Source organism: Thermus sp. (assembly GCF_056332225.1).
Genome location: NZ_JBWGQW010000099.1, coordinates 1 through 2,694, shown reverse-complemented (window position 1 = coordinate 2,694; position 2,694 = coordinate 1). Strand labels below are relative to the sequence as shown.

The 2,694-nt window shown below is 66.8% G+C and carries 2 protein-coding genes; both read right to left on the bottom strand.

Annotation, left to right across the window (positions count from 1 at the left end; genetic code table 11):
• Positions 1–178: 178 nt before the first annotated feature.
• The gene (locus AC01Y6_RS10070; protein ID WP_347241356.1) at positions 179–1,630 is read right to left on the bottom strand and encodes a YfjI family protein; all 1,452 of its coding nucleotides are present in this window, start codon (positions 1,628–1,630) and stop codon (positions 179–181) included.
• Positions 1,631–1,642: 12 nt separating this feature from the next.
• The gene (locus AC01Y6_RS10065) at positions 1,643–2,422 is read right to left on the bottom strand and encodes a DUF7146 domain-containing protein (protein WP_347241355.1); all 780 of its coding nucleotides are present in this window, start codon (positions 2,420–2,422) and stop codon (positions 1,643–1,645) included.
• Positions 2,423–2,694 lie beyond the last annotated feature (272 nt).

Sequence of the window (2,694 nt, the reverse complement as noted above, 5' to 3'; positions counted from 1 at the left end):
CCCGACACTTGGGCCACTTTTGCCCTCCAGGACGCAAACCCGAGTGTCGGGCTAACCCGACACTTCACCCGACACTTCCTTACGCGGCGATTCTGACCCCCACTTTCCCTTTCCCTAGACCCCTGACCGGTCAAAGCAAAAAGCCGCCCCTTGGGGACGGCCCCGGCGTAGAGGGCCCTCAGGCCTGAGCTTGAGTGAGCAACCGGGGGTTGAGGGTCCAGGTTGGGGTCCGGGGGTGATACACGGGCAAAAGCCACCCCTCCCTCTCCAGGGCCCGGAGCATCTTGTAGGCGTCCTTTGGGGTTTCTACCCCAGCAAAGCCTTGCCTAACCACCCACCTCGGATTGAGCTCCTTGGGAAGAGTTCCCCGCCTAGCCCTTTCCAAAAGCTTTGCGGCCACCCGCACCAGCTTAGACACATCCCCCACCCGGGCCCTCCTCCACACGCGCTTGGCGTGGGCTTCCGCCCACTCCACCAGGGAGATGGCCCGCAAGAGGCTGTCCTCGGAGATGAGGCCCCCCTCCTTCCAAAGCACGCTCAGGACCCCCGCCAGCCGGGCGGTGAGCCCGAGGCGCTTGCCCAGGTAGCCCCTCCAAGCCTCGGGAAGGTCCTCGTTGCGAAGCTCCCGCTCTACCTCGTCCTCCCACTCGTACCAAAGCTTTTGCGCCTCGGGGTCAAAGGTCAGGACCACGGGAGGGGCTTGGGGCTCGCGCCAAAGCCCCTTCATGAAGGCCTGGTAGGCGTGATAAGCCTGGCTTCCCACCTCGGGGCGCTTCTCCGGCCAGGCCGTGAGGCCCCCCTGGACCAGGATGAAGCGCTGGAGAAGCCCATCGGCCTCCTCCCCTTCCTCCAGGGCCTTGAGCACGATTTGGCGGAATGGCCCGGGCTGAACAAAGCCCACCACGGCCAGGGCGGGCTCCCTCAGGGGGGAGGTTTCCCTGCTCATGCGGTCCTCCCTGTGGTAGCCACCAGAGTAAGCCTTTAGCCAGAAGGCCCGGTCGGCGGCCCGGTCCACCCTTTGCCAGGAAGCGAAGAGGCCCTTGAGCTCGTCAAACACGGCCACCAGACCCCGGTTCACCTGAAGGACCCGCACCAGGGCTTCTTTGGTGGCATCCTCCACCACCACCCTCCAGGGCTTAGGCTCCTCGGGCTCGGGGCCCCGCTCCTCGGGCTTCTTGGCCTTCCACGCTTCCCGCTCAAGCTCCCATACGCGGCGTTTTGCCTCAAAGTCCTCGTGAAAGGCCTGCTCAAGCTCGTAGAGGGGCCGGGCCAGGGTGTTGAGGACGGCGCTCTTTTTGGTCCCGGTGGGGGCTATGACGGCAACCCAAAGGTTGGTCCCCTCCTCCCAGGGGGGATTGAGGGGGTCCGGCCTCACCTTGTACCTCCCCGCCAAGAGGCCCGAGGCCAGGCCCAAGGCGGTCATGGCGGGCACATCGTAGGGAACGGCCAGGCGCTCACTAAAGGGCTTGAGAAAGCCCTCTAGGGCCTCGGGAAGGACCCCTCCGGGGAAGGGGGGAAGCTCCTCTCCGGTCAGTTCTTCCAGAGGGGTGGGCTCAGGGAGGTCATCGGGCGAAAGGTTCTCCGGGGAACGGAGGCGGTTGAGCTCATCGGTTAGACTCTTCTTGTCCATGCCGCTACCCCTTTACCGGGCGCTAAGGGCCTCTTCCTTAGCGCCCTTGAGCACATCAAGCCAGTCCTTGCCCTCCTGGTGGGGATAAACCACGCTCACCTTGAGGCCCTGGAGGAGGAGGCGCTTCCCCAGGGCATAGGCCGCTTCCACCCCGGCCCGGTCGTGGTCAGCGGCGATAAGGACCCCCTTCACCCCCTCGGGCACCAGCACCCGCTCAAGCCCCCCGGCGCTCACCGTGGCCCAAGCCGGGTAGCCCGAGGCCTCCCGTACGGCCAGGGCGGTTTCTATCCCCTCGCTGAGGGCCAGGGCCTCCCCCTCGAGGGGGTAAAGCCGAATGGCCGCCCCTACGGTGGCCCCCTCAAAGACCGGGCGGGTGAGCTTCTTGGGGCTGGGCACGGCGGCCTTCCCCCTTCCATCGGGGGCCAGATAGGTGCGGTGAAGGGCCACCAGGCCGTGCTGGGGGTGCTCCACCCGGGCCAGGAGGGCGGGGAGGACTCCCAGGACCTTCCCCTCCTCCCGGTACTCCAGGCCAGGGTGAAGCCTCAGGTTCTGGAGGCCGGGGAGGACGGCCTCGAGGCTCAGGCCCCGGGCCTCGAGGTACCTCCTCCCCACCTCTGCCCCCCTCCGGTCCAAAGGAATGGCCTGGGCCCAAAGGCGCTCAAGCCTTCCCCTCAGGGCCCCATCCGGCTTTGGCTTTGCCCGGTAGACCGGGGTAAAGGCCCAAGGAGCGTAGGGCCTCCACTCCCTTCCCTCGGGAAAGAGGGCCTTCCACTCCAGGCCCAAGGCCGCCAAAACGCTTTCCGTAGGGCACCCGGCAAAGCAATGGAGGAGGATCGTACCCTCGGGGGTGAGGCGGATGGAGAGGGAGGGAGTACGGTCCTCATGGGCCGGGCAAAGCCCTTGCCAACGCCCCGGGCCCGAGGGCCGGGCCCGGGTGGCGAAAAGGATGTGGTCAAGCACTTCATGCCTCACGGTTTCGCCCCCAGAAAATGGCCGGCTAAGAGGGCAACGAGGAGCGCGGGGAGGGCCAAGAGGAGGGCCCCGAGGGGAGGGGGCTCCTCCCC